General features: G+C 41.9%; 7 protein-coding genes. 5 read left to right on the forward strand and 2 right to left on the reverse strand.

The annotated features are described in order from the left end of the window. Positions 1-751: MFS transporter (locus tag VNZ46_RS15580; protein ID WP_325560988.1), on the forward strand; the 751-nt coding region annotated here is incomplete at its 5' end. Between the two features lie 5 nt (positions 752-756). Here the strand turns inward: VNZ46_RS15580 and VNZ46_RS15585 are convergent. Then, positions 757-1,587: an NAD(P)H-binding protein gene (locus VNZ46_RS15585; protein ID WP_325560989.1), complete on the reverse strand. Its 831-nt coding sequence runs from the start codon at positions 1,585-1,587 to the stop codon at positions 757-759. Positions 1,588-1,653: 66 nt separating this feature from the next. Beyond that, positions 1,654-2,472 (reverse strand): helix-turn-helix transcriptional regulator, encoded by an 819-nt coding sequence (locus VNZ46_RS15590; RefSeq protein ID WP_325560990.1) that lies wholly within the window; start codon positions 2,470-2,472, stop codon positions 1,654-1,656. A gap of 164 nt (positions 2,473-2,636) precedes the next feature. On the opposite strand from VNZ46_RS15590, the gene VNZ46_RS15595 reads away from it, so the two are divergent. The 4 genes from VNZ46_RS15595 to VNZ46_RS15610 all read left to right on the forward strand — a co-directional run. After that, positions 2,637-3,491 (forward strand): SPFH domain-containing protein, encoded by an 855-nt coding sequence (locus VNZ46_RS15595; RefSeq protein WP_325560991.1) that lies wholly within the window; start codon positions 2,637-2,639, stop codon positions 3,489-3,491. A gap of 2 nt (positions 3,492-3,493) precedes the next feature. Then, positions 3,494-3,670, forward strand: a complete 177-nt coding sequence (locus tag VNZ46_RS15600) for an Arc family DNA binding domain-containing protein (RefSeq protein ID WP_325560992.1) — start codon at positions 3,494-3,496, stop codon at positions 3,668-3,670. A gap of 253 nt (positions 3,671-3,923) precedes the next feature. Continuing rightward, the gene (locus VNZ46_RS15605) at positions 3,924-4,373 is read left to right on the forward strand and encodes a cytochrome B (RefSeq protein WP_325560993.1); all 450 of its coding nucleotides are present in this window, start codon (positions 3,924-3,926) and stop codon (positions 4,371-4,373) included. 234 nt (positions 4,374-4,607) lie between these two features. Continuing rightward, on the forward strand, positions 4,608-6,004 hold a 1,397-nt coding region (locus tag VNZ46_RS15610), incomplete at its 3' end, for an anthranilate synthase component I family protein (protein WP_325560994.1).

The following is a 6,004-nucleotide window of genomic DNA, read 5'->3' on the forward strand; positions in this document are numbered from 1 at the left end:
AGGGTATCTGATTGCTGGTTTGGGCTGGCCCTATGTATTTGTTTTTCTGGCGCTGATGGCCTTGATGATGCTCTTGTCTGCTTTCTTTTTTCTGCCGGAAAGTTATCGGCCAGATCCTGGATATTCGTTGAAACCGGGGCCAATTATCAGAAGTTTTTTAACGGTTATAGCCGAGCGTCAGTTTTATACTTATGCATTGATTGCTTCTCTGGCTTTCGCAGGTCTGTTTGCTTATGTATCGGCATCACCTATCGTATTTATGAACCTGTATGGGGTAAGCAAAACGGGATATGGATGGATATTTGCCTTATTGTCTGTCGCTTTTATAGGTTCCAGTCAGGTAAATAGTTTGATGCTGAGGTGGTTTAGCAGTAAGAAGATTGTTTCCTTTGCTTTGGTGGCACAGGCATTGTGCAGCGCATTGTTCTTAATCGCGGCTCATCAGGGCTTGCTTAATTTGTATAGTACTATTGCTTTTATTGCGTTGTACCTGGCTTGTCTGGGCTTGATTAATCCAAATGCGGCTGCGCTTTCTCTTGCACCCTTTAGTAAAAATGCGGGCAGCGCTTCTGCCTTAATGGGGGCTTCGCAGATGGGATTAGGGGCGGTGGCTTCTGTAATAGTCAGTTTGTTTCCAGAAAAATCGACCTTACCTATGCCATTGATTATGACGGTTTGTGCTTTTTCGGCATTAATTTGTTTGCTTCTTTATAAGGAGAGAAACAGAAGCACAGAGAGCGTTAATTCGTAGTTATCCTAACTTTTCCAAATCCCGGATTCGATTGTTTTTTTGATGTATTCCGAAAAATCTGTTGGTTTCCTTTTGAGCATGCGTTCCAGGTCATCGGTAAGGTACGCATTTCTTCCATCCAGCACTTCTGAAAAGAGATAATGGAGTAAGGAGATGTATTCTTCGGGAACCTCAAAAGACCGGAGTAAATCTGCATAGGCCTGAAGGGAAACTTGTTCATAGATAATCGGTTTTTCCAGAGCACAGGCTATTTCTTCAATGGCTTGAGGAAATGTTAAAAGGCGCGGACCTGTTAGTTCGTAGAGTTGATGCTGGTGTTCATTGCTGATAAATGCGGCCACAGCCGCCTCGGCAATATCATTGGCATCAATGAATGGTTCTCTGATGTCTCGGGTAGGCAGTACGACGTGACCAGCTAATATGGGGTCCATAAGAAAACTTTCGCTGAAATTCTGGGCGAACCAGCTTGCCCGGAGAATGGTCCAGTCCAAACCACTTTGCTTTACAATTTCCTCGCACTGTTCAGCTTCCGGTTCTCCTCTGCCCGACAGCAGAACGATTTTCTTTACCCCTTTCCGGCTGGCGAGGGAAGTAAATGCCCGGATGCAGTCTGGGGCTCCTGGTACGGCGAGATCCGGTTGGAAGGAGAGATAGATCGCATGAACATCCTGGAGCGCCGGAGTCCATGTTTGCTCGTCATCCCAATCAAAAGGGATAATGGCAGACCTTGAGCCGATTCTTACTTCCAGACCGAGTTGGCTAAGCTGTTCTGCGATTCTTTTACCTGTTTTACCGGTACCTCCAAGTACCAAAATGAGTTTGTCTTTGCTTTCCATAATTTTAATTTTTACTTCAAAACTAGGGGATGCCTGATGGACAAAATAGAACAAAACCGACAGGTTTTATGAAGGGCTGAGCTGGTTTAGGTTTTCGACGATTTCAAATGATTTTTTTTGGTATTGAAAAGGGGAAAAACCTGCAAATTCTTTAAAGGAGCGAATGAAATGTGACTGATCAGCGTAGTTGTTTTCATAAGCTATATCTGAAAATTTATCGTATTCATGATTTCTTAATTGTTTTAAAGAGGCCTGGAACCGGCAAATTCTGGAGAATAGTTTTGGTGAGATACCGGTATAGGCTTTGAATTTTCTTTCCATGCTTCGCTCTGACAGGCCAAGGTGGTCTTGCAGTCCTTTTAATGAGGCAAATCCTCTGGATTGGACGATTTGTGTGAGTGCATATTTCATGGTGAAATCCTGCAAATGAAAGCTGCTTTGTTGCTCCATATCCAGATAATGAAAGAGGATTTCAAGCTGATCTTTTGTTGCATGTGAATATAAAAGCTGGTCTGAGAGCGCCGGATGTTTCTTTTGGATGAGCTCCTCCAGATTTAAACAGGAGTCCGTGAGTTCTTCCGCCGGAAGACCAAATAATGTTTTTAAGGCATTGGGGTAAAAATGGATGCCAATGGCCTGGAAATTTCCGGAGAGCTGTAGTTCGGCATAGCGGGTGCTTTGCCCGAAAAGGAACAGATCAGATAGCTGTTTATCTCCCTGGTAAAGGGTCCCCGCATTTTTTGGCTGATAGATGAGGCCCGGACAGCCGTCGGCTATTGTTCTGAAGGGGGTGATGCTGGTTTCTGTATGGGTGCTTTCCAGCGTCCAGCAATACCTGATGTGTTCTTTAAGATGGTCCGGAGGACGGATTTCCTGATAGTTCATGCTTCAACACTTTAATTATTAGACACATCTGTATGTGTTTTGTTAGCCCTATCTGAATATGAATTTATAATATTTTATTTTTTTATATAAAAAAGGAAACAAAATCAGGAAGATTTTGTCTATGTTTATGATATCAATTTAATATCATTTAAATATTGAGCAATATGAAAACAGAAAGTACTGTAAATCCTTTTAATGGCTATGTTGCTATAGTCATTCTGATTCTTGCCGCAGGTCTGCTGGCCTTTGGTATAGTAACGCAATCCGTTGGATTGATTATCGCTTCGGCTTTGATTATTATTTTAATTGCCAAGGGCCTGATCATTGTAAGCCCGAACAGTTCTAAGGTATTGTTGTTGTTTGGAAAATACAGGGGAAGTGTAAAGCAAAATGGTTTGTTCTGGATCAATCCATTGTTTACCCGTTTTACTTATTCACTGCGTGCGCGGAACTTTGAAAGCGAGAAAATTAAGGTGAACGATAAGATGGGTAATCCGATCCTGATCAGTGTGATTTTGGTTTGGCGGGTTAGAGATACGTTTAAAGTGGCTTTTGAGGTAGATAATTACAGTGCCTTTATTAAAATACAGTCAGATTCTGCGGTACGTAAGCTGGCAGGTTCTTTTCCTTATGATCATTTTGAAGATGAAACGGCTACTGTAACCTTAAGTACAAATTTTGACGATGTGAACCGTGCCCTTGAAAATGAGCTGGCAGAGCGTTTGGAGATCGCTGGTATAGAAGTGATCGAGTCCAGGATCGGTTATTTGGCTTATGCACCTGAAATTGCGCATTCTATGCTGAGAAGGCAGCAGGCTTCGGCGGTGGTTGCAGCGAGACACAAGATTGTTGAAGGCGCTGTCGGAATGGTGGAAAGTGCTTTAAACCTGCTTTCGGAAAAGAATATTATAGAATTTGATGAGGATAAGAAAGCGGCCATGGTAAGTAACTTAATGGTGGTGCTTTGTGGGGATAGTGAAACCAAACCGGTGATTAATACAGGAACTTTAAATCAGTAAAGATGGCCGAAAAGAAATCATTTGCATTGAGAATTGACGCAGAGACAATGAAGGCTATTGAGAAATGGGCTGCTGATGAATTTCGTAGTGTTAATGGCCAGATTGAATGGATGCTTCATAAGAGCCTTCGGGACGCGAAGCGTTTGAGAGGGAAAACCGAGAGCGGTTTGGATAAGTAGAGGTGAATTGTTCGAAAAATTCTGTACAGCTGCTTCAAGACTAACGATATCAGGCGGCTGAAGAAGCCGCAGATCTCTGAGGTCTTTCCGCAGCGTACGAGAATTTTTCGTAGCAAATTGCAGAGGAGGGTGGTGATCCGGGTAGGGAGTTGAGAAAAGCAGGGAGTTGAGAAGTAGAGAGTGGACTTAATGTAAATTAAAGCGTAAATTTTTGCCGTAAGAAGGAATTGGTTAGATTTGAAAGAAAAAAGTTATGGGTTTAAGTGAAATCTTAAAAAGTGCGCACTCAGGTTGGCGCTATGTAGTGTTAATTCTCCTTATTGTTGCTATTGTCAATGCCTTTTCAGGCTGGTTGGGCAAAAAAGCGTATACAGAAGGCAATAGAAAGCTGAATGTTTTTACGCTGATCAGTTCTCATATACAGTTGCTTATGGGCTTGATTCTTTATTTCATGAACAACTGGTACAAAGCGGACAGTTCAGTGGCGATGGCCAGATACTGGAAAATGGAGCACATTAGTATGATGATCTTTGCTGTAATTTTAATAACTGTGGGTAATGCCCGCTCTAAACGGTTTGATCATCCGGCGGCTAAACATAAAACCATTGCAATTTATTTTACACTGGCCTTGGTGATCATCGTTGCGGCAATCTATGCCATGACAAGGGCCGATGTTTCCCGTTCATTCTTTGGAGTATCGTAAATTTTACAATTTTATTTTGACTTCTAAGTTTTATTTATATTTTTGTTGCTCATGATCAACAATATACATACATGGCAGTGGCGTGGTAATTCCGAAAAGAGTTTCGTCGCAGCTTTGTGTACCTTATAGTTTATCAACCTAAACCAACCACATTTCTAACCCGACGTTACACAACGTCGGGTTTTTTTGTATTTGGACTTTTTTGATTTTTAAAAATGATGTTATAAATAATTTATGAAAGGCAACATTACGATCCGCACTTCTTTCAAAAAGAGGCTCGCAGATACGACCACTCCGGTGAGTATCTACCTTCGGTTAAGAGATGTATTCCCCAATACCATCTTGCTGGAAAGCTCTGACTATCACAGCAGGGAAAATTCTGTAAGTTATGTTTGTGCAGACCCGGTAGCCGGCATTGTACTGAAAAACGAGGTGCTGTCTGTCTACTATCCGGACGGGAGCAGGGAGGAGAAAACTGATTTTAATCTTATTGAAGAGATAGATGCATTTAAATCTAAATTTGATCATAAATCAGATGCAGATGGCCGTTATATTTCCTCCGGGCTTTTTGGCTATTTTACCTGGAATGCTGTGCAACATTTTGAGGATATTTCTCTGACGGCCACTGCTCCTGAGCAGGAGACTATTCCTGTGATGCAGTACCATGTGTACCGATATATCATTGCGGTTGATCATTTTCGCAACGAGATCACATTGTTCAACAACAGTTTTAATGGCGAAGAAAATGTAGATCTGGAAAAGATCGAATACCTGATCCAGAATAAAAATTTCCCGGAATATAATTTTAAGATAGAGGGCGAAGAAAGCTCCAATTTGACAGACCAGGGTTTTATGGATATTGTGGAGAAGATGAAGAAGCATATCTTAAGAGGGGATGTCTTTCAAATAGTTCCATCAAGAGCATTTAAGCAGGGTTTTTCTGGTGATGAATTTAATGTATACCGCTGTTTGCGTTCGATCAATCCTTCTCCTTATCTGTTCTATTTTGATTATGGGGACTTTAAGCTTTTTGGTTCATCGCCAGAGGCCCAGATTACCATTAAGAACAACACGGCAAATATCTTTCCGATCGCAGGTACTTTTAAACGCACCGGAAATGATGAGGAGGATGCTGAAATTGCCAGAAAATTGGAGCAGGATCCTAAAGAAAGCGCAGAACACGTGATGCTGGTCGATCTGGCCAGGAATGACTTGAGCAGACATTGTAATCAGGTACAGGTGAAATCTTTTAAAGAGGTTCAGTATTATTCTCACCTGATCCATTTGGTATCAAAGGTGAGCGGAAATCTGCAGAAAGGAACCTCAGCAATTAAAGTTGTGGCGGATACCTATCCGGCGGGGACTTTAAGTGGAGCTCCAAAATATAAGGCGATGCAGCTGATTGATCAATATGAAGGATTAGGGCGTAATTTTTATGCGGGAGCTATCGGGTATATGGGCTTTAATGAAGAATTTAACCATGCCATTATGATCAGGACCTTTATGAGTAAAAACAATGAGCTGCATTACAGGGCGGGTGCCGGTATTGTGGCAGATTCTGTTGCGGAGAATGAACTGAACGAAGTAAATAACAAAATTGCAGCCCTTCGGAAAGCGGTGCAAATGGCAGT

It is taken from the genome of Pedobacter sp. (genome assembly GCF_035566355.1).
Classification (GTDB): Bacteria; Bacteroidota; Bacteroidia; order Sphingobacteriales; family Sphingobacteriaceae; genus Pedobacter.